Annotated in this window: 33 protein-coding genes and 1 other RNA gene; 11 read left to right on the plus strand and 23 right to left on the minus strand. The window is 37.4% G+C overall.

Annotated features, from left to right (window positions below; all coding sequences use genetic code 11):
• Positions 1–14 precede the first annotated feature (14 nt).
• The 6 genes from ACNQFZ_RS01685 to ACNQFZ_RS01710 all read right to left on the minus strand — a co-directional run bounded on the left by ACNQFZ_RS01685 (position 15) and on the right by ACNQFZ_RS01710 (position 5,699).
• The gene (locus ACNQFZ_RS01685) at positions 15–1,289 is read right to left on the minus strand and encodes a purine/pyrimidine permease (RefSeq protein ID WP_458413638.1); all 1,275 of its coding nucleotides are present in this window, start codon (positions 1,287–1,289) and stop codon (positions 15–17) included.
• An 87-nt stretch (positions 1,290–1,376) separates the two neighbouring features.
• Entirely contained in the window at positions 1,377–2,570 is a 1,194-nt protein-coding gene (locus tag ACNQFZ_RS01690; protein ID WP_458413639.1) for an MFS transporter, read from the minus strand.
• 57 nt (positions 2,571–2,627) lie between these two features.
• Complete coding sequence (locus tag ACNQFZ_RS01695; protein WP_458413640.1) at positions 2,628–3,476, minus strand: undecaprenyl-diphosphate phosphatase; 849 nt, start codon at positions 3,474–3,476, stop codon at positions 2,628–2,630.
• 220 nt (positions 3,477–3,696) lie between these two features.
• An RNA gene (gene rnpB / locus ACNQFZ_RS01700) (RNase P RNA component class B) lies at positions 3,697–4,089 on the minus strand.
• An 86-nt stretch (positions 4,090–4,175) separates the two neighbouring features.
• Positions 4,176–5,267, minus strand: a complete 1,092-nt coding sequence (gene phaC, locus ACNQFZ_RS01705; RefSeq protein ID WP_458413641.1) for a class III poly(R)-hydroxyalkanoic acid synthase subunit PhaC — start codon at positions 5,265–5,267, stop codon at positions 4,176–4,178.
• A gap of 15 nt (positions 5,268–5,282) precedes the next feature.
• Positions 5,283–5,699 carry a polyhydroxyalkanoic acid synthase subunit PhaR gene (locus ACNQFZ_RS01710; protein WP_458413642.1) on the minus strand — a complete coding sequence of 139 codons (417 nt, stop codon included), beginning with the start codon at positions 5,697–5,699 and terminating at the stop codon, positions 5,283–5,285.
• 183 nt (positions 5,700–5,882) lie between these two features.
• Here ACNQFZ_RS01710 and phaQ point away from each other — a divergent pair, with 183 nt between their 5' ends.
• From phaQ to ACNQFZ_RS01730, 4 genes are all read left to right on the plus strand, one after another.
• Entirely contained in the window at positions 5,883–6,296 is a 414-nt protein-coding gene (phaQ, locus tag ACNQFZ_RS01715) for a poly-beta-hydroxybutyrate-responsive repressor (protein ID WP_458413643.1), read from the plus strand.
• Between the two features lie 37 nt (positions 6,297–6,333).
• On the plus strand, positions 6,334–6,861 hold the full coding sequence (locus ACNQFZ_RS01720) for a hypothetical protein (RefSeq protein ID WP_458413644.1): 528 nt from the start codon (positions 6,334–6,336) through the stop codon (positions 6,859–6,861).
• A gap of 24 nt (positions 6,862–6,885) precedes the next feature.
• Positions 6,886–7,326, plus strand: a complete 441-nt coding sequence (locus ACNQFZ_RS01725) for a MaoC family dehydratase (protein WP_458413645.1) — start codon at positions 6,886–6,888, stop codon at positions 7,324–7,326.
• Positions 7,327–7,490: 164 nt separating this feature from the next.
• Positions 7,491–7,871, plus strand: coding sequence for a PilZ domain-containing protein (locus ACNQFZ_RS01730; protein ID WP_458413646.1), 381 nt, complete (start codon positions 7,491–7,493; stop codon positions 7,869–7,871).
• Between the two features lie 67 nt (positions 7,872–7,938).
• On the opposite strand, the gene ACNQFZ_RS01735 is transcribed toward ACNQFZ_RS01730, so the two are convergent.
• Positions 7,939–8,721, minus strand: coding sequence for an aldo/keto reductase (locus tag ACNQFZ_RS01735; protein ID WP_458415276.1), 783 nt, complete (start codon positions 8,719–8,721; stop codon positions 7,939–7,941).
• A gap of 187 nt (positions 8,722–8,908) precedes the next feature.
• On the opposite strand from ACNQFZ_RS01735, the gene ACNQFZ_RS01740 reads away from it, so the two are divergent.
• The gene (locus ACNQFZ_RS01740) at positions 8,909–9,214 is read left to right on the plus strand and encodes a DUF3846 domain-containing protein (RefSeq protein WP_458413647.1); all 306 of its coding nucleotides are present in this window, start codon (positions 8,909–8,911) and stop codon (positions 9,212–9,214) included.
• Between the two features lie 53 nt (positions 9,215–9,267).
• Here the strand turns inward: ACNQFZ_RS01740 and ACNQFZ_RS01745 are convergent, their stop codons facing one another.
• The 4 genes from ACNQFZ_RS01745 to ACNQFZ_RS01760 all read right to left on the minus strand — a co-directional run bounded on the left by ACNQFZ_RS01745 (position 9,268) and on the right by ACNQFZ_RS01760 (position 11,783).
• The gene (locus ACNQFZ_RS01745; RefSeq protein ID WP_458413648.1) at positions 9,268–9,450 is read right to left on the minus strand and encodes an H-type small acid-soluble spore protein; all 183 of its coding nucleotides are present in this window, start codon (positions 9,448–9,450) and stop codon (positions 9,268–9,270) included.
• Between the two features lie 226 nt (positions 9,451–9,676).
• Positions 9,677–9,823, minus strand: coding sequence for a hypothetical protein (locus tag ACNQFZ_RS01750; RefSeq protein WP_458413649.1), 147 nt, complete (start codon positions 9,821–9,823; stop codon positions 9,677–9,679).
• A 65-nt stretch (positions 9,824–9,888) separates the two neighbouring features.
• The gene (locus ACNQFZ_RS01755) at positions 9,889–10,815 is read right to left on the minus strand and encodes an RluA family pseudouridine synthase (RefSeq protein WP_458413650.1); all 927 of its coding nucleotides are present in this window, start codon (positions 10,813–10,815) and stop codon (positions 9,889–9,891) included.
• A 92-nt stretch (positions 10,816–10,907) separates the two neighbouring features.
• A complete protein-coding gene (locus ACNQFZ_RS01760; RefSeq protein ID WP_458413651.1) occupies positions 10,908–11,783 on the minus strand; it encodes an FRG domain-containing protein in 876 nt (291 codons plus the stop codon).
• A 269-nt stretch (positions 11,784–12,052) separates the two neighbouring features.
• On the opposite strand from ACNQFZ_RS01760, the gene ACNQFZ_RS01765 reads away from it, so the two are divergent.
• From ACNQFZ_RS01765 to ACNQFZ_RS01780, 4 genes are all read left to right on the plus strand, one after another.
• Complete coding sequence (locus ACNQFZ_RS01765; protein ID WP_458413652.1) at positions 12,053–12,217, plus strand: hypothetical protein; 165 nt, start codon at positions 12,053–12,055, stop codon at positions 12,215–12,217.
• Between the two features lie 157 nt (positions 12,218–12,374).
• Positions 12,375–13,025 (plus strand): PAQR family membrane homeostasis protein TrhA, encoded by a 651-nt coding sequence (trhA, locus tag ACNQFZ_RS01770; protein WP_458413653.1) that lies wholly within the window; start codon positions 12,375–12,377, stop codon positions 13,023–13,025.
• A 75-nt stretch (positions 13,026–13,100) separates the two neighbouring features.
• On the plus strand, positions 13,101–13,382 hold the full coding sequence (locus ACNQFZ_RS01775) for an atypical membrane-integrating protein (Mistic protein) (RefSeq protein ID WP_458413654.1): 282 nt from the start codon (positions 13,101–13,103) through the stop codon (positions 13,380–13,382).
• Entirely contained in the window at positions 13,383–13,742 is a 360-nt protein-coding gene (locus ACNQFZ_RS01780) for a hypothetical protein (protein ID WP_458413655.1), read from the plus strand.
• A 123-nt stretch (positions 13,743–13,865) separates the two neighbouring features.
• Here the strand turns inward: ACNQFZ_RS01780 and ACNQFZ_RS01785 are convergent, their stop codons facing one another.
• Entirely contained in the window at positions 13,866–14,129 is a 264-nt protein-coding gene (locus ACNQFZ_RS01785; protein ID WP_458413656.1) for a stage VI sporulation protein F, read from the minus strand.
• Between the two features lie 177 nt (positions 14,130–14,306).
• On the opposite strand from ACNQFZ_RS01785, the gene ACNQFZ_RS01790 reads away from it, so the two are divergent.
• Positions 14,307–15,062: a DUF4931 domain-containing protein gene (locus tag ACNQFZ_RS01790; RefSeq protein WP_458413657.1), complete on the plus strand. Its 756-nt coding sequence runs from the start codon at positions 14,307–14,309 to the stop codon at positions 15,060–15,062.
• A 53-nt stretch (positions 15,063–15,115) separates the two neighbouring features.
• On the opposite strand, the gene ACNQFZ_RS01795 is transcribed toward ACNQFZ_RS01790, so the two are convergent.
• Positions 15,116–15,907, minus strand: coding sequence for a CAP domain-containing protein (locus ACNQFZ_RS01795; RefSeq protein ID WP_458413658.1), 792 nt, complete (start codon positions 15,905–15,907; stop codon positions 15,116–15,118).
• A gap of 106 nt (positions 15,908–16,013) precedes the next feature.
• On the minus strand, positions 16,014–16,241 hold the full coding sequence (locus ACNQFZ_RS01800; protein ID WP_458413659.1) for a YozE family protein: 228 nt from the start codon (positions 16,239–16,241) through the stop codon (positions 16,014–16,016).
• A 213-nt stretch (positions 16,242–16,454) separates the two neighbouring features.
• On the opposite strand from ACNQFZ_RS01800, the gene ACNQFZ_RS01805 reads away from it, so the two are divergent.
• On the plus strand, positions 16,455–16,832 hold the full coding sequence (locus ACNQFZ_RS01805) for a globin domain-containing protein (RefSeq protein WP_458413660.1): 378 nt from the start codon (positions 16,455–16,457) through the stop codon (positions 16,830–16,832).
• Positions 16,833–16,855: 23 nt separating this feature from the next.
• Here the strand turns inward: ACNQFZ_RS01805 and tatC are convergent, their stop codons facing one another.
• From tatC to ACNQFZ_RS01850, 9 genes are all read right to left on the minus strand, one after another.
• A complete protein-coding gene (tatC, locus tag ACNQFZ_RS01810; protein ID WP_458413661.1) occupies positions 16,856–17,641 on the minus strand; it encodes a twin-arginine translocase subunit TatC in 786 nt (261 codons plus the stop codon).
• Between the two features lie 100 nt (positions 17,642–17,741).
• Positions 17,742–17,936 (minus strand): twin-arginine translocase TatA/TatE family subunit, encoded by a 195-nt coding sequence (locus ACNQFZ_RS01815; RefSeq protein WP_458413662.1) that lies wholly within the window; start codon positions 17,934–17,936, stop codon positions 17,742–17,744.
• A gap of 36 nt (positions 17,937–17,972) precedes the next feature.
• Positions 17,973–18,185 (minus strand): twin-arginine translocase TatA/TatE family subunit, encoded by a 213-nt coding sequence (gene tatA, locus ACNQFZ_RS01820; protein WP_458413663.1) that lies wholly within the window; start codon positions 18,183–18,185, stop codon positions 17,973–17,975.
• A gap of 154 nt (positions 18,186–18,339) precedes the next feature.
• A complete protein-coding gene (locus ACNQFZ_RS01825; protein ID WP_458413664.1) occupies positions 18,340–20,262 on the minus strand; it encodes a molybdopterin biosynthesis protein in 1,923 nt (640 codons plus the stop codon).
• 14 nt (positions 20,263–20,276) lie between these two features.
• Positions 20,277–21,509 carry a molybdopterin molybdotransferase MoeA gene (locus ACNQFZ_RS01830; protein ID WP_458413665.1) on the minus strand — a complete coding sequence of 411 codons (1,233 nt, stop codon included), beginning with the start codon at positions 21,507–21,509 and terminating at the stop codon, positions 20,277–20,279.
• Between the two features lie 42 nt (positions 21,510–21,551).
• A complete protein-coding gene (mobA, locus tag ACNQFZ_RS01835; RefSeq protein WP_458413666.1) occupies positions 21,552–22,148 on the minus strand; it encodes a molybdenum cofactor guanylyltransferase in 597 nt (198 codons plus the stop codon).
• Positions 22,149–22,151: 3 nt separating this feature from the next.
• Positions 22,152–22,934, minus strand: coding sequence for a formate dehydrogenase accessory protein FdhE (locus ACNQFZ_RS01840; RefSeq protein ID WP_458413667.1), 783 nt, complete (start codon positions 22,932–22,934; stop codon positions 22,152–22,154).
• Between the two features lie 116 nt (positions 22,935–23,050).
• Positions 23,051–23,731, minus strand: a complete 681-nt coding sequence (locus ACNQFZ_RS01845; RefSeq protein ID WP_458413668.1) for a formate dehydrogenase subunit gamma — start codon at positions 23,729–23,731, stop codon at positions 23,051–23,053.
• Positions 23,718–24,533, minus strand: a complete 816-nt coding sequence (locus ACNQFZ_RS01850; RefSeq protein ID WP_458413669.1) for a 4Fe-4S dicluster domain-containing protein — start codon at positions 24,531–24,533, stop codon at positions 23,718–23,720. Before ACNQFZ_RS01850 ends, ACNQFZ_RS01845 begins: the two co-directional genes overlap by 14 nt.
• Positions 24,534–24,535: the final 2 nt, after the last annotated feature.

The raw sequence follows: 24,535 nt of genomic DNA on the forward strand, positions 1-24,535 counted from the left end.
TATAGAGGGTTTTCTTATGACGTTTTTTTCATATTCACTTCAATAATCTCCATTACTAAAATGATAATCGTGCCTAAGACTAGTCCATTGCTTAATATGGAAGCTAAGACAGGCGGCAATGCTGAATATGCTTCAGTCGGGACGAACATGACACCTAAACCGATAAAAAGAGGAACAGCTACCTTGCTAATCGACTTTTCCACATTCTTACTATTAAATAATTCCTTAAAACCGATTGACAACAGGCCGGAAAATGCCGGAAAAATAGCAGCATAACCAACTGCAGCAGGCACAGTTGCAATTAAAGCAATTACTGGTGAAAAAAAGCTCAATACAATAAGCGCCAGTGATGCCACGATAAATGGTGTTTTACTAACAATTTTACTTGTAGCGATAAAGCCTGCCGTACCTGATATTGGAACGGAGCCAACAGAAGCAAATAAACCACTTAGCATTTGGCTTAAGCCCATAATGACCCCTGTTCTTTTCTCGGACCTAACCGGAATCTTTTCCCCTTCCATTTTCAACACACTTTGAACTACTTTTACCGTTGCCAACATATTCGTAATTAACAACAGCGTAATAAAAAAGACGGTTGGTACAATCCCCCAGTCCACTTTAGGTGAACCAAATGCAAAAATTTCCGGAAGTTGAAAAACCGATTTAGGGGGATGATATGGTGTTGTTAAACCAGAAACAGAAAATAAAATATAACCGACAACGATGCTTATCACAACACCAAACTGCCTTAGGATATAATGACGAGCCGTCATAAATGAGAGAAACACAATGAAGAACGATATAATCGCAATTTTATAAGAAATATTTCCTGTTGTATCAACACCTAACAATCCATTTAAAAATGAATGACTAAGCTGGGCAACTAATAAAATCATATAAGTCCCAATGACTGCAGGTGTAAAATATTTGGCAAGTTTTTCAATAAACCCAAAAACGCCTAATAAAATTGCAATGACCCCACTCACCAGTAAAGCAAATTCCAGCGTTCTAAGCGTATTATGTAAAGAGCCATAAATAACCACACCTAAATTTGCGTATAAAGCAAAAATCCCCCACCATAAGCCGGCCGGCCCTTCGAGAACAGGCAAATGATGGCCGAACCAGACTTGAAGCAACCCCGCTGCAGCTAAAACAAAAAAGGTCCTAGCGATAAAATCAACTGTTTGATCAACATTAAAATCATAGATACCAGCCACGGCAATCGGTGTAACGATACTACCTGATATGATAAATAGCAACCATTGCAAGGTAGATAGCGTATGTTTCATCGTACTCTCTCCCCTCTTTATTAGACCAAAAAGCATCCTGGCTTTAGGATGCTTTCATTTCAAGTTTTTTAATACCCGTTTGCTTTTTTATGATGCGACTTTTTCCATCGCTTGTTTGATTGCGATCTTTTTACTTGAAATTGTATATAGAATGATCAACATTACAATAAACAAAGCAGCGAACGCATATATAAAGTGGAAGCTAGTATATGTGGCAAGCATTCCGAGACCGGTTGATCCTGCCGCCATACCAAGATCCATACAAGAAAAATACATCGCATTGGCAGTTCCCTGTTTCTCCTTTGTTACGGTGCTTACCGCAATCGCCTGAAGTGTTGGCGTTACCACACCATAAGCGATGCCATAAAAAGCGCCTGCTAAAAACAGGGTAAAAGATCCATGGGTCATTGACAACAGTAGGAGTCCAATGATACCACAAGCTGCTCCTGTATAAATAATCACCTTATGGCCATAGTTATCAAAAATACGGCCTGAAAACGGTCGAACAATCGTCATCACAACCGCCATAATTAAGAAAAAGATTGAAACAGAACCTCCAAGCTCTGCCTCCTTACCAAGCTCTTTTAAAAAGCTGATCACTCCACCCAATGAAATTGTAAAAAATGAAGTGAGTATACATGGCATTAATGCTCTTTTATCAAATGCATATTCTTTAAAAGAGATGTTTTTCTTCTTGCTGGTCTTTGCAGTAGATGTTCGTGGTGTTTTGATAAAAAAGCTACATACAAGGGTAATTGCTGTTAAGATGACAGATACGATGATAAGTACATTATAAGAATAATAATAAAGAAGCGATAAAGCGAACATGGGCGCAATACTTGTCCCAACGCTGGTTGCTAATCCATAGTAACCAACACCTTCACCAAGCCGTTTCATGGGAATAATATTGGTTGCGAGTGTTGAAAACACAGTCGATAATATACCAAAGCCAATTCCATGCAGTACTCTTAAAAACAAAAGCATCGTGAAAGAGGCTTGTCCAAAGCTTAACGCAATGGTTAGAGCAACAAATAAAAGCGTGAAGATGCTCATCCATTTGACATTCACTTTATGCATTAGAAACCCAATGAGGGGGCGTGTCCCAATCGCAGCAATCATAAAAACAGTCGTCATCAGGCCGCCCTGTGTTAGATTTTGCTTAACTTCAGTTATATAGGCCGGGAAGCCTGCTGTAAGCAGTTGTAAACAAAGAAAAAACAAAAAAGCCATTACAACAATGGCTATAAACTGTCCCGTCCACAACTTGGATGATTCATTCATTACTACATTTCCTTCTTTCTATCTGATTACATTTTCAATGATAAATTTATGCACCTCTTAAAAGTACACAATATAAATAACAATTACCAATACGATACGATAGATTGCAAATGGTACGAGTTTTATTTTGTTAATAAGTTTTAGGAAAAAGCGCATTGAAATTAAGGCAAATATAAAGGCACTTAAAAATCCGGCAATAAAAAACGGCATGGCATCAACACTAAAATATTGCCAGTTTTTTAACAAGGATAGAAAACTTGCACCGAACATAATTGGAACAGCCATAATAAAAGTGAAATCTGCTGCTGCACGGTGGCTTAACCCAAGGAGTACCCCTCCGGAAATAGTTGACCCTGATCTTGAAAACCCAGGCCAAAGTGAAAGACATTGAAACAACCCCACTAAAAACGCCTGCTTATATGTAATTTGGTCAACCGTAATAACCGTAGGATTTTTCGCATTTCGTGGACCTGCGACATCTGCCCATATCATTAAAACTGCACCGGCAACAAGTCCGATTAAAACGGTCGTTGTTGAAAATAAATATTCATCAATATAATCTTCGAATAAAACCCCTAATACACCAGCAGGGATCAAACCAACTATAACCTGAAGAAGTGAAAGCCTGCCCTGTTGTTTCGAAGAAGTCGCACCATTTTTAGAAAGTTTCCCAAAGCTAAGTAAATCTATAAACCTGTCTTTGAATACAACCACAACAGCTAAAATCGAACCGAGTTGAATGACAATTTTAAATGTGTTTGCAACGTATTTTGTTAAAAATTGTTCAGATTGCAACCACATATCGTCAACAATAATCATGTGTCCTGTTGAGGAAACAGGGGCAAATTCCGTCAGCCCTTCTACCATACCAAGGATAATTGCTTTTAAAATTGTAAGAAAATCCATTCTATTTTAACTCCTTTAACCATTCTATCGAGAATTCCACAGACTTTACAACTATAGCATACTTTTTGCATATTGATAACAAGGAATTCTACTGTCATTATATTTGGCCTTTGAAAGAATAGAAGTCTTATTTAAAAAACAGCAAAACGGGCCTGCATTTTCGGCAAGCCCGTTATTTTTCATCTTATAATTAGCAAAAATAATCAGGTTTCATACAAAACCTTGTAAGCCGTGTTCTGTTCATTCAGTGCTGCAGACGAATATATATATTCTCGCACTTGAATGGAGAATCATCTATCTCACAGCCTTTTTAAGGCCATGGTGTCTGTTTGGTTCAATTTCCTCAAGACACTTCCCCTACCAAATTTGGGTTTCTCGCTCGTGGGGTTTACCTCGTTCCACCTCCATTGTTTCCAATGGAGCTCCGTCACTGTGGCACTTTCAAAGTAGTCATACCATATCCCAAAGGACGTAGGTATTTTCCCTGCCGTCAGCTAAAAAAATAGCTGCCCTAGCTTACGGTTTCGCTAGGCACGAACACTACAGGCATCGCAGCCTGTGCGAGCACGGACTTTCCTCACAGATACAAGATCTGCGCGATTCTCGCCAGTTTTGTATGATGTATTGCTTATTTATTATAACTTACTTTGCTTATTATAGCAATGTGTTTCATAGAAGTCAATAGAATTTGCAAACAAACTACTTTGAACGTGCTTCCAACCAATCCCCAATGGTCGGATATGTGACCGTACTCGCTCTTGGCCCGAACGTTACTGATACATGGCCAGTTGGAACACATACATATTGTTTATCTTCACTTGAAACAGCATCCATTAATGCTTCAACTTGATGTGGCATTGCAATTAAATCCTTTTCAGCCGAAATATTCAAGATGTTAGCCTTTATGTTGGATAAATCCACCTTACGGCCACGTATTAACAATTCGCCTTTAATCAATTTATTTTGCTGATAGAATTCGCGAATCCATTGGCGGTATGATTCGCCAGGGAATGGAATGCCGTCTGTAAGCCATTTTTGCATCAACTTCCACGAATTAACAAATTTTTGATTTTGCGAGCGATCCATTAAGCTTACATATGGACCATAGAAATTCGTCATCGGTTTCAGCATTTTATTTCCAAAATCAATCATTTCGGGCGGTACGTTTCCGTATGTTTCCACCACTTTATCTAGATTGAAATAACGCTCATCCAAGAACCTTCCATATAGACCTGTTTTTGCAAAGTCAAACGGAGCTGTCATAAAAATAAGATTTTTAATTGGAAGATTAGGATGCAACGCAGCAAAAATCGATGTCATCGTTCCACCCATGCAATAGCCCAAAATGGATAATTCATCTGCACCTGATGTTTTTAATACTTTTTTCACAGCTCTTGGAATATAATCTAGAATAAAATCATCCAACTTCATATGTTTATCTTCTTCTCCAGGAGTTCCCCAGTCTAGTAAATAAACATCAAAGCCGCGATTCACAAGATACTCAATCATGCTTCCGCCAGGTGTTAAGTCCAAAATATAAGGTTTATTGATAAGTGCATAAATCATTAATAAAGGTGTTTTAAATTTAGTCGGTTGATTAGAAACATAGCGATAAAGCTTTGTTTTATTCTTCGTCCAAATTACTTCTTTCGGTGATAAACCAACCTCTGGTTCAGCTTCCGTCACTAAGATTTCAGAGGCCCGTTTTATTTTATTATAAGAATCTTTTATATCTTTTGGGACCGTTTCCTCAAATACACTTTCCCAGTCTTTAAGAAATGAGGTTACCATATGCTCCCTCCTTTTTTATACTTGTTTTTTTAATAGATCTAATATTTGATCCATTTTTCGGTTGATTTTTCTCACTTCAATTTGCAGCTCTTTTATTTCGTTAGCTTGATTTTGTTGGTCAGCTTGTACAACAATTGCCTCTTCTAGCACCTCTTCCATTTGATCCACTTTTGCTTCCACATTAACGATTAATGAGGCTAACTTAGCGAGATCGTCCTTAGAAGGCATGTTCATTTGTTCTAAATAAGCATTCGTTGAATCATTCACTAATCTTGTATATTGAAGATTCATATCAAGAACTTTTCCCAAGCCTTTTGAAAAGTCCTCTGTAGCAAGATTTTCATCCAGCACTTTGCTCCAGTAAGACTCTGTTTGATCATAGACATTCTTCCAAATCTCAAATAGATCAATCGATTTTGATTGTTGGCTCACAGACGTTCTCCTTTCTAAAAAGCTTCTTTTTTAAATCCCTTTCTAACCTATGGAGGATATTTCCGATTTAGAACTACATTTCCCAAAAGAAAATTTTTTTACTTTTTTAAATTTTTAGTTCTGAAATGGGCCACCTATGTGTAAATTACATGTAGGGAGAACATTTTAAAGCAGGTGAACAAAATGACAAATCATTCTAAGGATTCTTCTAACAACTCTGAACAAACCTTTCAGGCTCCTAAAAATTTTATCGTTCCATTCATTCTCTTAAGTCTGCGTGATATTAATTGCCATGGTTATAAGATTTTGCAGCAATTAATGGATTTTGGTTTTTCTACCATTGATCAAGGCAATCTGTACCGTATGCTAAGACAATTGGAAAAAGACGATATTGTAAAGTCTGAATGGGACACATCCGAAGCTGGTCCAGCGAAAAGAATTTACTCTTTAACAGAGGCAGGTGAACAATATTTAAAAACTTGTGTGTATTCATTAGAGCATTATCAATCCATGCTTGATCAATTTTTCTCGGTTTACACCAATATGTTCACTTTTCCAAACAGACAAAGAGGAAAAGAAGAAGAAAAAGAACTTTAACAATTACAGAAAAAATTATTAAGGAGAGGTTTTAATCATGACAGCACTAAACTCAAAATATTTCATTAATCTTATTTGGGATCGTTGGGAAGAAGGGGTAACACAAATTTATAATGGGCAGAAACAATTCGAAAATTTATTAATTCAATCTGTTAATCAGCAAAAAAATGCAATGGAATTATATTTTAAATTATTAGATTCATATTCTAAGGAATTCAAAGCATTGACCGAGAGATTTCAAGTAAAAGCCTTTACAACTGCTGAAAAGTACCAGGATGAAAACACAAGTGAATCACTCCAAAACGTTCAAAAGCAATTAGAAGATGTGGTCGAGCGCATTTCAAAAATTTCACTTACACCTCAAAATGCATTAAAGCAATGGATGGCTCAAAACTTAAGTCAAATTGAAAAAAGCATTGATGGGTTAATCCAGCAGCAAGAGAAAAATCGTTCAGAATTAATTACAATGATGAATGAAATTTCACAAGAAATGAAAAATGTAGTAGAAAAAATAACTGATGAAATTGAAAAGTTCCAAAATCAAAATCTTTCTTTATTAAAATAAAGAAAAAAGACTGGGGAGATGTGGATGAGCTTCATTGAGCAGGCAAGCAAGGTTTGTGATGTCCCATATTCTCAAATTCAGGTTGGAACAACGGCTATGCTTTCAAAGACCATAACGAATGAAGATATTCTAGAATTTGCAAAGGTGTCCGGAGACGTGAATCCGATTCATGTTGATGATGATTTTGCAAAAACAACGATGTTTAAAGAGCGAATCGCCCATGGAATTTTGACAGCTGGGTTTATATCAGCCCTTATCGGTACAAAGCTTCCTGGAAAAAATACAGTCTATCTATCTCAAAATATTAAGTTTACAGCACCTGTGAAAATCGGTGATACGCTTACAGTAATCGGTGAGGTTACAGAAAAACGAGATGATAAACAGATTTTAAAATTAAACACAAATATTTACAACCAATATAACAAAATGGTCTTAGAAGGTACCGCAGTCGTAATGAAGATGTAAATATTTGATATAAATCGCTTTAAAAAAACATCCCAAGTGCTTGGCATTGTCAACAATGTGACGGTGTCAGGCACTTTTCCGTATATTTTTATATGGTAAAAACTTGATGAATTTTGTATAATAATATATTATATCGTTTATTTTGTAAATAAATGGGGTATATTATGAAATTCCGTCGTCAAGAAAGCTTCCGTTATACTTTTAATTCGCCAATCGATTGTTTATTTAGAATTATTAAAATAGATGATGATTCTAAAAGCAGCGAGTTTGGCAAGGGACAGATCATCGATATCAGTCCAAGCGGTTTAAAAATGTTGAGTTCATTGAATTTATCACCTTCTCATAAAAAAATTGAAATTGAAGTTCGCTTTACCATTGATAACCGTCCGTACGAAATACCAGGAATGATCCTATGGCAAAAGAGAGATTTTTTAAAGAATGAATACTCATATGGCATCAAATTAGACTCATCAGAAGAAATTTCGTCAACGATAATTGAAAGCTTAAAAAAGCATGCTGAGCAAACTTTAAAGAAAAAACTTTAATACATAATGAAGGATGTTAAAAGGGGCAGACTTGTATTAAGTCTACCTCTTTTATTGTTACACCCTTTTAAAAAGTAAAATTATCAGGATCAGGCCCCGTACGTTCGTTTTTATTTAGAGCGTTGATTTCTTCTAGATCTGAGGGCTCTAATTCGAAATCAAAGATATCTGCATTTTCGTGGATTCGTTCTTCATGTACCGATTTAGGAATCGTCACAACCCCGCTGTCTATATCCCAGCGTAACATGATTTGTGAAGGTTTTTTACCATATTTTTCAGCTAACTTTACAATTGTTGGATTATCCATGAGTCTTCCACGCATTAATGGCGCCCATGCTTCCATTTGAATATTGTTATTTTTACAGAAGGAAAGTACCTCACGCTGCGTTAAGCGTGGATGGAATTCTACTTGATTAACCATTGGCTTTATTTCTGACTTCGCCATTAAGTCCTCTAAATGGTGAACCTGGAAATTACAAACACCAATCGCTTTGACAAACCCATCATGATATAGTTTTTCAAGGGCACGCCATGTATCAAGATACTTCCCTTTTACTGGCCAATGAATTAAATACAAATCAATATAATCCATTCCTAATTTCTTTCTGCTTTCCTCGAAGGCTTGCAATGTCGTTTCGTAGCCTTGACGGTCATTCCAAACTTTTGTTGTAATGAATAGCTCCTCTCGTGAAATACCTGCCTCCTTCACAGCCTGCCCAACACCTACTTCATTTTGATAAAAAGCAGCGGTATCAATGGCGCGGTACCCTTCTTCGATTGCCTTGTGAATAGAATGAATGACTTCTTTTCCATCTTCGACTTTATAGACACCGAGACCAAGCCATGGCATTTTTACACCATTATGTAGAACTGCACAATCCTTAATATTGTTGACAACCAAATCAAGAACCTCCTAAGTTTTGCATTTTTTTCTTTCTTAGTTAAGAATATCATATATTTTTTCCAAACTTTAATATCTTTGCTTTCAATTTTATCATGGTACAATTGATATAAGAGATTTTATGAGGAGATCTGTCATGAATATTCTAATATGTGAACCGAATGTTCCGCCATATAAAAAAATGATTGTAGGCAAATACGAAGAATTACAGGAGATTATCGGCACAAATATTAAAGTGCATTCTTTAAACCACCCTTCCATTATCGTCATGTGCAATAGAGACATTGTAAAAAAAGAAGGATATAAAAGATGCTTCCGTTTAAATATTCCTGGCACTTTCGTTTTTTTGGGGCGTGAAGGAAATCGTATACGTAGTCTGACTGAGGAAGAGATGAATGAAATCATAAATACGATTAGAAAAGAGGATTTTACACTAGTCTAATATGATTTTCTTATTTTACAGGGAGCCTTTAGAGCTCCCTTTATTATTTTTTTTCACTCTTTTTCTTCGAGCTCCGCTGCTGGTACAGCCATCACATCATCGGGATTATCCTTTGTAAAAACACTTACAGTTTGGTTTGATTCATTAGCATTTTTTAACCAGACAGGAACCCCATTATAAGTGACAGTAATTTCTCTGGGCGACGAAATAATTTGTTTGACACGATGGATATTCACTTTACATTACTCCTTTTTGTATGTTTCCATTCTATGTTTAGCTACTTTTATTTTGTCTATTCATGCGCAATCTTTTTAACCTTTGAATCTGCCTGTCAGCCATACATCTTCTTTATCCTTCATATTATATCACGCACAGTGGCCAACAACTTTTTACAAATGGATAAAAGTTACAAAAAAAGGATTGCCCCCGTGATTAGACCACGAAGGCAATCCTTTTTCAAGTTCATTCACTATTTTGAGTTGTGTTAAAGAATTCCTCAGCCATTTCGGTGTTTTGATTCTTATTTACCGCATTGCCTGCTTTCTCCCGGCCCATTTCACCATCAGATTCATAGCTTAATTTAAATTTTTGTTCTTTTTCGTTAGTCACTTTATATTCCTCCTTTTATTATCAAAAATCACCCTACTATTTTTGGCAAAAAGGTAGAATTTATGCTATAAAGTTTTGAACCCTCCCAAGCTTTTTTCAAGCATTACGATATCATCGCTCCATGGAATAGCCACATCGATTTTCTCAGCTGTAAATGGATGAATAAACTGTATACGCTCGGCATGCAAAGCCTGTCTGTTTATATCATCTGGGCTTCCACCATAAAGGGTATCACCAACAATCGGATGGCCGAGATGACTCAGGTGGACACGGATTTGATGTGTTCTTCCTGTATCAAGCTTTAGCTTCACTAATGTAATCTGCTTTTTAGGATAATATCGAACAACTTCATAATGTGTAACGGCAGGGTCACCTGTGTTCGACACTCTCCTCCTTGTTGGATGATGGCGGTCCCGGCCTATATTTGCAGTTATTGTCCCTTTTTTTTTCTTCATTTGCCCGTGTACAAAAGCAATGTAAGTCCTTGATATCAATCTCTTTTCAAGCATTTGATCAAGCACAGCCCCGGCCAGGGCATGCTTCGCAAATACGACACCTCCTGATGTACCTCGATCAAGGCGGTGTATATGGCGAACCTTTGTAGAGATACCGTTCATCTGTAAATGAAAAGCAACCGCATTTGCCAATGTATTTCCTTCACCCTCGTTAGGATGGGTATCCATACTTGCCGGTTTATCAGCAATCAATAAATGGTCGTCTTCATAGCAAATCCCAACTGGCAAATACTGTGGGTCAACTCCGTAGTCCTCCTCTATAAATAAACGAATTTGCAGTTTCTCCCCTGTTTTAAGGTGCTGATCCCATCTGGTTTGAGTAACACCGTTGACCTGCACCCTATTTTCCATCCTAAATTGATGCAATAGCTTCTTGGGTGTTTTCCATTTTTCTTTTAAAATATCTTCAATTGTTAACTGGTCCCATTTCTTTGGCACATCAAAATGAAACCATTCCCCTTTTTTTGAAAAGCTCATCAATAAATCTCCTATATCAACTAATTTTGAACTTGATAAATCAAACTTAATTGTAAACCACTAAATGAAAGGATGAAATAGTCTTGACTACATTATTGATATGTATTTTGATCTTCTTGCCACAATATTGGTCCATTTGCAGTTTGTCTGTACAACGCGGACCCGCGGTGGTTCGTATCATCCTGCAGTTTCTTCTTTAGCAAATCCGTTGTCGTCCATTGGTTAACATAGCTTGCAAGGCCGCTTAAATCTGGGAATAGTGTAAATTGGTTAATTCCGCTTAACTCCAAAAAAATATCAACATCGTTTTTTAGCTCAACATCTATTTGAATATGCTTTAAAATCTGTTCTCTCAACAACCCCCCGTCATTTTCTTTCTCAAGTCCCTGCTTTGTGTTGCCTTGAAGTGTAAAATATCCTTTCTGAAACATGCTGCGATATGTGTTCATTCTTGGACTTAAGGCCATTGTTTTTTTCAATTCATGCCGTTCATCCAGAAATAAGCTTGTTTTGGGCATGCTTTTAAGTTCCGCCATATCGTGGAATTGTCGGTTAAGCCCGAAAGGGTCAAGAAGCCAAATAGAGCAGGGATTTTGTAGATTCCAACCATTTGTTGCGAAGTATAATGCAACCGCAAAAGATTCAGACCAATCCAATAGTCTTGTTTTTACACCGTATTGCTGCATTAAATAGAGAAGATCCCACTGGTTTTCAGTCTTATGCAAATCAAAGCCATTTTCAAAGAAACGTTTATAGCTTACTTCTTCCCATTCTAGTATTTGTTCAACTGAAAAATCTTGCCGAAACAGTCCAGAAAGCAAGGGATAGCGCCCATTTTTGGAGCCGTTGTTTGTTTGACCGCGATACCAAACGAGTCTGCTTTTCTTCGAAAAAAAAGTTACCTCATCTAAAATTTTTAGCCATTTTTCCGAAAAGAAATAATTTGTTACATCAAGTTTCCCAGTCATTTTTTCACCCACGATTCTTTAACTTACTACAAATTATTTCCAACATCCAAGGTAGTATACTTATCAAAAGAATACCAACTTTTTTGATATAAATTGCTATATTAGTGCTATCAATCCGATATCAAAAGGATAGCATTTAGCTATACTCCAACTATCATATGCTATACATTTAGTCGCTATCACTTTACTCCAATCATTTAAATTTTTTTAGTGAATTTGGAAAAGATAAAAGTCGTAACTACTTCTAAACCATTAAGGGGGAAATTGGAATGTCGAAACAAGGACAGCGCAATCTTAATCAAACCAATGAAATGAAGGTGAACCAATCAGCCAAAAACGAAGTGGAACTAGGCAATGATTTCACCATCGGGAACACAAAAAGCCAAAGTCAAAAGAAAAGCGGTAGACAAGTAAATAAGAAAAATAACGCTTAAATGTAAACCACAAAGGGCAGCGGCTTTATGAATCAAATTGACCTCTGCCCTACCATAATTATTTTTGATTTATGTTTCATTTGGAGAGCTTAAAAAGTATGATAGATATATTGGCTGGTTTTAACCAGATTGAAAATCGAAAGGATGTCTTTTGTTCATGAATACAACCCATACCTTTACAAAAATCGAGGAAATCGCGAACTCCATCACCCACGGGATTGGCGCCTTATTAAGCATTGCCGCCCTTACAATACTCGTTATTTACTCAGCAGCACAAGGGACACTGCTTCATATAATTAGCTTTTCTATTTTTGGCGGGACGATGCTTCTATTGTATGTATCATCAACATTATTACATAGTTTTCCGGCCGGAAAAGCAAAGGATATTTTTGAAATCATGGATCACTCTTCCATCTATTTATTTATTGCCGGAACCTGCACACCTTTTTTATTTATTGTCATTAAAGGTTGGTTAGGCTGGACATTATTTGGAGTTATCTGGGGATTGGCGCTTTTAGGAGTCGTATTTAAAATTTTTTATTGTAAACGATTTTTATATCTTTCAACCGTTCTTTATATTGTGATGGGTTGGCTAATTGTCTTTGCATGGAAGCCCCTTATTACAAATCTCCCTATGGGTGGTATGGTGCTATTAATTACAGGCGGTGTTTTATATACACTTGGAAGTATTTTTTATGTATGGCGTGGCTTTACCTTTCATCATATGGTCTGGCATCTATTTGTACTGTTTGGTTCAGTTACCCACTTTTTTGCTGTCTTTCTATACGTATTGCCCCTTAGCGCCTAAAAAAAGGGGGCTCCTATTTCAAAATGACTAGTTTTTACAACTTTTGCACACAATAAGACAATAGAGGTGAAGGTTGTGAAAGTTACAAAAGAAGAAAATATTAAATTAAGTGACTCGATTGATCAAATGCAAGTAGCCTTGGATGTATTTATTGATCTTTATAACCAATCAGAGGAAGATACTTTTTGTGTTCAACTTAATGAAGAAGTGGTCGAACTCATACAAAAAGCAAAAAATGCGTTTGGCGACGATGTCGTAAATCAAAAAGTAAATACGATCATAAAAGAAGTATTATCTTTTCTACCATTAGATGACTATTCAGAAGATGATAAGGTTGAAGGTGAGGATGTTGGATAGATGAATTTGGATTTGAGATCGATTTTTCATAAGTTTACAGATAAGGTTAAAGAAGCCGTACAGCATGTTCAAGGAAACAATGATAAAATTTCTCTCAGTGCATTAACCTCTTATATAAAAAAAGAGGCCAATACAAGTAAGACAAGCCGGTATTTATTAGGAATTGACCTTCATGAATACACATTAAAGGAAAAAGACCTTCAATTTATCCTTGAAACGAGAGGGCATTCAGCTGATAAAGAAAAAGTTCTGTCACTTACAATCCTGAATGAAGGTAATCCAATATTCAAATATAAAAGCTATGACCCTATGGCCTCTCCAAATATGACGATTTCACTTCCGGAATTAGCCATCAACTAAGATGATTAGTTGAACAATCCACAGAAAAAGAGGCTGGCTCAATGGATGCATATTATCGGAAGCTGCTTTGCTTCTTTTTTATGCATGAAACCCTGAGGCAGCCTTTCCACTAGGAAAATACAATTATTTTATCATTTTTGACAAAGAGTTTAAATCCATTGGTATGTTATTGTTTAAAATTGCTTTAACAAGCATTTCCTCTTTTTCCTTTGGAACACGTTTTCCGGCTAATTGAGCTACCTGTTGGATTACTCTCCGCACCGTTTGTTCATCTCTGAAGTTAGCGTTCGAAAGAGAATTCGCCAATTTTAATATATCATTCATATTGACGCCTGTTTTCTTTTCGATATTACCAAACATATTATTATTATTGTTATTGCTTGCCATTCATTTACCTCCATTTCCCTTTACGTTAATTCCATTGTATGGAGGAACTCATGTTAAGGTGCAGTAACAACAAAAAACAGGCTGTCATCTAATTGGTTAACAAAACTTATTAGTGGTAAACGTTTAAAATCTATAATAAACTTATTATAGGAAACTATTAAAGGAGCAAATTTGTTTATGCATAATCATTTAATATTTGATTCCTCTATTGGAAAGCAGAAACCAAACAGCTTACTAAATGCAAATACATCATGCCCTTTTTGTAATCGCGAAGCATTAACAGATCTTTTAGATACAGATGGACCGATTATTTGGCTAAAAAATAAATATCCAACCCTTGAAAACACATATCAAACGGTTATCATCGAAACCGATGTATGCCATTCAGAACTATCAGAATACAGTAAAGACCATCTATATAAAGTGATTTCATTTGGCCTTACACATTGGAAAGAAATGATTAAAAGCAAAAAATACAAATCTGTTTTATTTTTCAAAAACCATGGCCCGTTATCAGGTGGATCGCTGCGCCATCCGCATATGCAGATCGTTGGTCTTGACAGTATTAATTACCAAGATGCGTTACTGGAAAAACATTTTATTGGCATACCAATTGAAGTAAAAGATGAAGTTGAATTCAATATTTCTCAATACCCGAGAATGGGATTTTTTGAATTTAATGTAATTATGGAGAATGAGAAAGGGATCCAAACATTTGCGGAGGGAATTCAAATCGCGGCTCACTATATTTTGAATCATTTTCACAGGAACTGTAATAGCTATAATTTGTTCTTCTATGAATTTGGCGGTAAAACAGCAGCGAAGATTATCCCGCGGTTTCCTACTTCACCACTTTATGTTGGTTATTCTATCCCACAAGTATCAAATCATATTGATGATGTAGTTGAAAAAATAAAAAAAATTTATTATTAGAAAAATACGACTTCCACCCTAAAAGCGGAAGTCGATGTTTTTTCTTATGGATTTTATTTCTTTATGAACATTTGTGACCAGTAGTTCCCAGTTTGGCTAAAGCCCACTCCTATATGAGTGTAATCTGGGCTTAAAATGTTGCGGCGGTGCCCCTCACTATTCATCCATGCATTTACAACTTCCTCAGCTGTTCGTTGACCTTGGGCAATGTTTTCGCCTGCAGCACGGTAGCTGATTCCAAAGTCTCTCATCATATCAAATGGCGAGCCATAGGTTGGACTAGTATGCGAAAAATAATGTTTTGTTTGCATATCATTTGCTTTTTCACGAGCAACTTTACTCAATGATGGATCTGCTTGTAAATCAGGTAAGCCATTTTTTCTTCTTTGCGCATTAGTAAGTTGAATGACCTGAGTTTCAACAGCGCTAATTCCAGCCGTAGGTGCAGCCTTCTGAGTTTGTTGCTGTGGGGCCTGTCCCGTTTGTGCTCGCTGCTGTGGAGCTTGTTGAGTTTGTGTTTGTTGTTGCTGCCCTCTATAAGTTGCTTGCGGATTGTTCGGTGTTGCCCCATAAAAGTTTCTGCCATCAAATGCAAATTGTCCGCCAGGGTTACCATTTATAATTCGGAATTCGTATTGAGCCGGACGCATTAAGACAGGCTCTGTGTGCGGATAGTCGCCACTGTTCATGGTCGTATTCAAACTAGATATCCCAAGACCGTCATTTTTTTTATTACCATTATTATCATTATCGTTTAATCCAAGGTTCTTACTGTTATTGCCACATGCTGCAGCAACAAACAAAAACAAAACTGCCATTAGTAACTGGATTGTTCTTTTTTTCACGTTTTGTTCCTCCTACTGTATTTCTTTCTTTTATAATTTTTCCTAATGCTGAAAAATTATTTTTTCAAAAAAGAAAAGGAGGAATTTACAAAAAGCGCAAATAGGATTATATGCCAATAACTTCTTGCTCGTACATTTCCCAAATTTTATCAAAAATTGAAATTGAATTTAATGAACTATCATTTAATTCCAAATAGCTGCTAATTTCATGGTAATCAGAAGAATACTTAGGAAAGCTGTGATCCTTATAGATTTCTTCCGCAAAATTCCCAAATACATCTCCTTTTTTCCCTGATCTAAATTTTAAGACAAATTGATAAAACGATTTATTCAAGTGTAGGACGTCCCTTCTTTTCCAATATCAAACTTTCCTTTTATTTTAGCAAGAGGCGTGGAGAATTAAAAACAAATTGATTTTAAAATCATATTGTGTCATAATTCTTTGGAAGCATATGTTAAAATTTTCCGAAAGTGTGATTTAAATCACGCTTTAACATTTTATATTTTGATATATTATATTATAAAAAGTATAAATTAGGTGATGAATATGAATTTTCAAACTCCATATGAGTTATTAGGCGGCGAAGAAACGATACAAAATTTAGTGAATGCATTTTACCCAAAAGTATACGCAGATCCTATTCTAAGTCCATTGTTTGTTGGGGATATGGAGGAAATCAAGCGAAAACAAAAAATGTTTTTAACTCAGTTTACAGGGGGACCGACATTGTATAGCAACGAATTTGGCCCGCCTGCGATGAGAGCGAGACATCTTCCATTTGAAATTACACCAACTAGGGCAAAAGCTTGGTTAGCGTGTATGAGAGAAGCCATGAATGATATTGGCTTGGAAGGACCAATGCAAAAATCTTTCTATGAAAGATTAGAACAAGTTGCCGGAATTATGATAAACACGCCTGATTGATAATAATCAGGCGTGTTTTTCAATCAATTTTCTATTACATCCTCTACATCTTGCTCATCGGAATCAAGCATACCATATTCTTTTTCTCGCATTTTTTCCTTTTTGAGTCTCTTGCGATAGACAATTTTTGACAATTGAATACTTGCTTCATATAAAATACATAATGGAACCATCACGACAATTTGTGATAGCCAATCCGGCGGTGTGATTGCAGCAGCGATAACAGCCAACACAAGATAGGCATATTTCCTGATTTTCGTAAGTCTTTGAGGATTCACGATCCCCAGGCTTGTTAAAAACATGATGACAACCGGCAATTCAAAAAGAAAACCAAACGGCAAGGTAATCTTTAGCAAAAAGCCAAAGTATTTCTCAATTGTGAACATGGTTTGCATATTGTCACCAGAAAGACTGATCAAGAAATCAAAAACAAGTGGAAAGATATAGAAATACGCAAAACTTAGGCCCATAATAAATAGGATAAATAAGGCTGGAATATAAGACAGCGTCACTTTTCTCTCCAACGGCTTTAATCCCGGCTTAATAAATAACCAAACCTGCCATGCCAATACGGGAATTGTTAAGGCAATTGAGACAACACATGCAAGCTGAATGTAAACCCAAACAACCTCCGTTGGGCTCAATATTGTTAGCTTAAAATCCAATCCCCGCACAAAAAAATGATAGATATCAGTTACATAGATAAAGGCTACGATAAAGAAAATAACAAAAGCTACGCCTGTGATAATAATGCGCTTTCGTAGCTCTTCCAAATGGCCGACAAGATTCATACCTTGATCTTGGTCCATATAATTTCCCCCCATCCAAAGGAAGCTTATGCTAATACACGGTTGTAAAACTGAAAGAAGATGTAAGATGATATCTTACATCCTCTACCACACTTCTCAATTATAAAGAATCTTTCTTTTTGTCCTCAATTTTCTTTTGTTCATCATCATTTGCTAAATCATTTGTAGCTTTCTTAAACTCTTTTAAAGAACTACCAAAAGCCTTACCGATTTCAGGTAATTTTGAAGGTCCAAAAATGACAAGGGCAATGACGAGAATTAAGATTAAACCCGGTAAGCCAATATTTGATAACATGTATGTTCACTCCTAAAAAATCATAATAGTTGACATTTATTTATTAATATTTTTAAGTTCTTTAACTTCCTCTTTCACTTCCGTAAATTCTTCGACTACATCTCCTGTTAATTCTTTTGTTGTTTTCTTAAATTCTCGAAGCGTTTGACCAGCAGCTCGTCCCATTTCCGGCAGCTTTTTAGGTCCAAAGATAATTAAGACCAATAACAGAATCAGAATCAGGCCTGGCATTCCGATATTCGATAACATAATAGATTTTCCTCCTACTTCTGAGTGAGTATCCGCGAAATAGTTATGAACCATTTAGAAGATATGTTTATTATAAACATTTTGTATCAGTTTTGCTATATAGTAATGAATATTCACGATTATGTCACAATATAATGATAATTGCTATTGTTTTTTAAATATAGTACGGCTCGAACTCTGAATCCACTTTATAGCCGCCCAGCTGTTCTACCGTCATCTTAAACTGCGGAGACCGTAGTACGGCTTCCAGCTCTTTTCCAGATTCACTTTCATAAAATTCGGCTGTCATTAATAGGTCATAGCTTTCATCTGCTAGAGAAATAAAATCGAGTTCCATCGCCTTTGCAGCTGAGTAAATGCCTAAGCCAACACTATTTGCCTGTTGTTTAACCTCTGCCGCTACACTTAAATGAGAAAACATTTCCCTTTGATAGCCTTTAATCCAAGCAGAAGAGACATCCGCTTTTTTCAATAAATGGTCAAAAAGGATTCTCGTACCAGCGCCTTTTTGTCTATTAACAAAATTCAAATTTTTCTCAACTACATCCTTTATCGATTGAACCCCATCAGGATTTCCTTTGGGAACAATCCAACCTTGTTCCCTTTTTAAAAACCGCAATAACACGAGTTTTTGATCATTTATATATTTTTTAATAAACGGAAGATTGTACTCGCCGGATTCCGGGTCTAGTAAATGGATACCGGCAATATGTGTCTCTCCTTTTCTTATCGCCATTAATCCAGCCATACTCCCGGTGTGCGACGAAATAATTTGTCGATTAATATCATTGCTGCGAAGGAAGGATGAGATCATATCAATTGTTAAATCATGACTCCCGCTAAACAAAATCGATTTATCAATAACTTCGAGTGGCTTATACAACTCCAACTCCACTTTTTCCCCTTGCTCAAGGCCAAGGCTATCAGCTGGCACTAGTAATAAACCATCTGCACGGACCATCGACATTGTTACACCAGCCGCTCGTGTCAACGGGTTGGCAATATACTCACCGTTCACTTTACCAATATTCATTCTTACAAAGTCCTCGGACCCCATATTAGAGACAATTCGGCGTCCAAGTTTCACAGCCAACGCATTCCTTTTGGGTTCAGCAACCCCTAAATACTTGCAAATAAGTGGACGAACAAACCACTCCATGGCCAAATAGGCAGAAACAGGGTAACCTGGTAGTCCAATGACAACCGTGTTGTTTATTTTTCCAAGGACAACTGGCTTGCCCGGCCTGGTTGCAACACCGTGGGAAAGCACTTCACCAATCTCAGCAATGATATGAACGGTATAGTCTTTAGACCCTGCAGATGAACCAGCATTAATAATCACAATATCCGATGTTTCGGTAGCACTAAGAAGGGCTGCACGAATGAGGTCTGGATTATCCTTGACAATCTCATGCTTGATTGGGCACCCACCCCACTCAGTAATATACGCAGCAAAAACAGTACCATTTGTTTCAATAATTTCACCAGGCTTTACATCTAAACTAGGGCTGACAATTTCATTGCCAGTTGGAATAATCGTGACGTTTGGCTTTTTGACAACTGGTACTTCAAATACCCCACCAGCAAGCAATGCCCCTAAATCAACCGGTTTGAGCTTATGCCCTTGAGGCAAAAGCATTTCTCCGGTTACAACATCTTCACCAATCGGCCGGATATGCTGCCAAGGTGTTGCAGGTTCGATTATTTCAATGGTTTCCTCATCAATGACATGTACATTTTCAATCATAATGACAGAGTCGAAGGGAGAAGGAATCGGATTTCCGGTGTCCACGTAGATAAATTGGCCATTCGTAAGCGATAATTGGACTGGATTTTGTTCGTGAGCAGCATAGGTGTCTTCTGCAATGACCGCTATGCCATCCATCGCTGATGCATGATAATGCGGTTGTGATAAAATTGCATAGATAGGAGAGGCTGTTATCCTACCAAGTGCCTCTATTGTCGGGATCCTCTCAATTGCTCTTTCAAATGAAAAAGCATCTAAAAGCTCCTGTAATGCTTTGCTTCTTGGTTTATCCTCTAAATATATTTTCCTATTATATCGTTTGTCCTTCAACGTTCCTCACCTTCCTATCGCAATAAAATAACAGCTACAGATTCACCAGTGATAACCCCTTCCTTTTCGGAAGGAATTTCAACAATACCATCACTTTGCACTAATGTTTTTAATAAGCCAGACTTGCCGAAGATAGGCTCTGCCCACCATTCTCCGCCTTCGTTGGTTACTTTTACACGAACATAATCGGAACGACCCGGTGAAGATGGAATATTTTTTTTCATTTTTGCTAATACTCTAGTTGGTAGTTCTCTCGTTTCGGCACCGCTTAATCTTGCAAGAATATCACGGCCAAAGAGCTGAAAGATAATCATTGCTGATGCCGGGTGACCTGGTAACCCAACTACAGGAAGTTGCCCTGCTTGTGATAGAATCGTAGGTTTTCCAGGCTTAATGGACACACCATGGACGTAAACCCCCGGATTACCGATTGATTGGATAACTTCCGTTGTATAGTCCTTTGCACCAACGGAACTGCCTCCTGATAGGATTAGGCAATCTACTTTCTCAGCCAATTCAGCTGCCTGTTTTTGAAAAATTTCATATTGATCAGGGACAATTCCCCCATAAACAAAATCATAACCCCATTCTTTCACCATATTGCCGATGGTTAAAGCATTTATATCACGAACTTGTCCAGGTTTTAAAAGACGAGTTTCAAATGGAACAATTTCATCACCTGATGATAAATAACCAACCGCTATTTTTTTGTAAACGTTCACATATTCAATCCCTAGTGAACCGATAGCGCCAATTTCCTGCGGTCTTAATTTTGTCCCTTTTGTAAGAAAAACCTCATTTTCTTTAATATCTTCACCAATACCAATTATATTTTCACCTGGAGCCACAGCACGGTATGTATTTAATAACCCGCTAATATCTTCACAGTGCTCAATCATTATCACACTGTCTGCACCAAGCGGCACCATTCCTCCCGTTGGAATGTACATTGCTTCACCCGGTGAAAGCTCCCTACTTACCTCTTCCCCCATATGAACTTCCCCGACAATTGTAACAAAGCCAGGCATTGATTCTGAAGAACCATAAAGGTCAGATGCTTTTACAGCATAACCATCCACTGTCGAACGGCGAAAGCTTGGAATATTTTCAGTGGAAACAACATCTTCCGCTAGGATTCTATGGTATGATTCCGATAAAGAAACAGTTTCTATTTTATTTACAGCTTGTACATATTGTTGTATAAGTGTAAATGTTTCTTCTACTGTTTTTACTTTAAAAAATTGCATGAAACTCCCCCCCTTGTTATGAACCAAAATTGGTTAGACCGCTTACCCCTTCGGCCAGTTCATGGCATTTTGATAATCTGAAGGATAATTCATATTATAGAATATTTTTTCAATATTACCAACCATGACATACTCCAACTCGGCTTCACTTACAAAAAGAACCTCAATATCGTCCAACAAATCTCTAATCCGTAGACGTTCCTCCAACAAACATTGTTCTACCTTTAGAAGCACTGATTTGTGAAATACAGAAAAAAGCGGGTGCAACTTCCCGTCTATTATAGGAACAACTGCCTCGTATTGATCACTTAAACCAACAAGATGCTTTGCTAATTTTCCAGAAACAAAAGGCATATCACATGCCACAAAGAAATTTTTGTCCGTCTTGCTATTTTTCAAGCCTGAATGAATACCGGCAAGCGGACCCATCCCAATATATTCATCCTTCACCATCGGGACCCCTAAAAATTCATAGGCTTGAAAATCGTTTGTAATTAGCAGGATATTAGAAAAATAAGGAGTCAACTCCTCCTTAATCAGCTCGATGTTCGCTTTCCCCGCTACTGGTAAAAGTGCTTTGTTTGTTCCCATTCGGCTTGATTTTCCGCCGGCAAGAATGATGGCAGTCGCTTCCTGCATGTGCTAATACCCCTTTTCTGTGTGATAATCCTGTGCCATGATATCTAAATGAATTGTTTGTAAGTCTAGTAGAGCAGGTTCTTCTTTCTGAATTCTCTCTTTCGCATCGATTACTTTTACATAGCCATGACAATTGTTGCAAATATACAATTGCTGTGAAGGATCATTTTCGAGGTGAAAGTAAACCATTTTTTCATCATGATCTTTGCCGCAATGCGAGCATTTCGTGCGCTTCTCTTGCCAAGAGGCATTACAACGTGGACAATAAAGAACTTTTTTGCCAACCTTCCCTTCTAATCTGGCAAGTCGAACTGGTTCGCCGCAACATGGACATGTACCAGCATCTGTTGTATTTGTAAAAATATCCTGGTAAACTGCTGCAAGTTGACGAAGATAAGGGCGAATCGCGTGTTCAGCCAAAAACTGGGGAATCCATTCACTTACGCCATGCTCTCTAGCAATCGCACAAAAATAAACATCATTAAAGGAAAGTACTTCTTCTGCCCATCGTGCCACGATTTCATCATTTATCATCTTTTCCACTTTTTTCATATCTTCTTCTAAAGCAGGATGTCTTGTCGATAATAGTTGAAGCAATTGTAAAATCCATTCTCTATACTTTTCGATTGACACATTGACATCTAACTGTTCAATCAGAGGAATATTTTTATTTTTAACCGCATTATTGATAAAATTAATTTCAGCGCTGATTTCCTTTTGCCATCCTGATTGTTTTTCTAGTAGTTCTTTTTGAAGATTGACATACTCTTGATTAATAACAGACATTTGCTCCACCTCTTTATTTTTTTAAGACATTTTATTCTAGAATGGAAAAGTGCCGGGCACCGTAAATTTTTAGATGCCAGACACTTATCAAAAATAGATATTTTACTGTTTTATTATTAAGCACCTTTTAGCGGATTTTTCTTTTCTTCTTGCTTTATATCATCAACCCAACGACCATGGTGACGCTCTGCCCACTCTTCAGGTACTTCCCCTTTAACCATGCCACGAAATGCTTTCCATCCGTCAGGGGCAAAAGTACCCAAATATGCATGTCCAACAACAACAGCGATTGAAAGCCCAACGCAGATAGCATGAACAGGGTAGCCTATGTCTACAAGCCAATTTGGAAACCAGCCTGTATTCCAAATGATGATTCCTGATCCGACTATGCCAATCCCGCAAAATAATTGAAGTACGGAGTTCAGTTTTTCACCGGCATTATAAAAGTCCTGCTTCGGAATTTCCTTGTGCTTCCCAAAAAATTCAAAAGCGAATGCTGGAAAAAATTGAAAATCATGCTTGTGCCAAGTAAAGGCACTCTTAAGCCAATGGAACAATGCCTTTGGATCTAAGAAAAGCATAATGAAAAGCGGAACCATCAAGGTGACTCCAAAAATTCTGTGCAAAAGACGTGCATTGGCCGGACCGCCTAAGATTGGCCAAAGCCAGTCAAAGAACTCCGTATACATCGGTAACGCGGTGATATACAGCGCCAAAAATGAAAACGCTACAATCCAATGGGCCACGCGAAACGGCAAGCCAAAACGTTTAACCATGCGTTCACTACTTTTGCTCATCAGAATCGCCTCCCCCATGATACGGATTTAAGAATTTATTAGAGACCATACTACCAATTACAGCCATTGTTGTTACACCTAATAATGCTTTTCCAATTGGTTGGGCATAATCCTTCCATACTTTTGCTGATGTTGGCACTTTCGGGCTCTTTGGTAAATCATAAAATTCCGGGTCCTCAGCCAGCAAATAAATCGTATGTGTTCCCTTTACACCTGCTGGATTATAAATATTCGCTTTCGGATAGCGTTCTTTCACTTCTTTTAGGCGTTTCTCGGCAAGGGCAAGCATGTCATCCTTTTCGCCAAACATTAAGGCATCGGTGTGGCAAGAGTTGACACAAGCAGGTTGTAAGCCTTCATCGAGACGGTCTGTACATAATGTACATTTTTGAGCACGACGCTGCTCTTTCCCTTTTTCATCAATATAGTGGGTAAGCTGGATGACATCAAATGGACAACCTTCCACGCAATAACCACAGCCCACACATTTATCGTAGTTGACGACAACCGAACCATATTCTGTATAGCTGATTGCATCTTCCGGACAAACCTTTTCACAGCCTGCATCTGTGCAATGCAAGCAGGATTTGTGGCGGAAAAGCCACTCAAAGCGGCCATTTGTTTCTTTTTCTTGATAGGTAATCAAATTCCATGTATTCGCTGTTAATGTCTTGTGGGATTGGATTGTCCCATTGAAATCTTCCGGTTCAGCTTCAAGGTCATTCCAGCTTTTACAGGCAACCATACAAGCGCGGCAGCCATCACATTTTGTTACATCGACATATTTCACATATTCTGTCACGT

This window comes from Schinkia acidoalkalinis, assembly GCF_054301215.1.